This window comes from Streptomyces sp. NRRL F-2664, from assembly GCF_000719345.1.
Classification (GTDB): Bacteria; Actinomycetota; Actinomycetes; order Streptomycetales; family Streptomycetaceae; genus Streptomyces.
Window position 1 is genome coordinate 1 of sequence record NZ_JOFX01000370.1, and the last position, 431, is coordinate 431.

Sequence of the window (431 nt, forward strand, 5' to 3'; positions counted from 1 at the left end):
GGCGGTGGCCGTCGCCGGAACGGGCCGGGGCGGTGAAGACGACCCGGCCGTCGCTGTAGGCGACTTCTGTGGTGGCGCCGTATGGGTCGGTGACGGCAGTGAGCTGCCAGGTGTCCTCGCTGGCGGCGGTGAAGGCGAAGTCGGTGCGGTTGCCGTGCCGGTCCGCAAACGCCACCGGGTTGCCGTCCGCATCGAAGTACTGCACGGACCCGTCGGTGCGGTCCGTCAGCCGCCACTCGTAGCCGCGCTCCTCCACGCCGTCGCGGGCGGGCAGGCTGCCGCCCGGCACATGCTCGAAGCGCACCCCCTCGCCGGGGAACCGCTTCAGGCCGGAGCCGGCACTGCCGGGGGCGCTGGCGGCGGGGTCGATCTCGTAGACCCCGCCGGCGGCCACAACGCGGCCCTCTTCGGTGTCGACGAAGGGCAGGCCC

General features: G+C 74.0%; 1 protein-coding gene. It reads right to left on the minus strand.

Features of this window, described 5'->3' with window-relative positions:
* Window positions 1-431: hypothetical protein (locus IF89_RS39720; protein WP_043194991.1), on the minus strand; the 431-nt coding region annotated here is incomplete at both ends.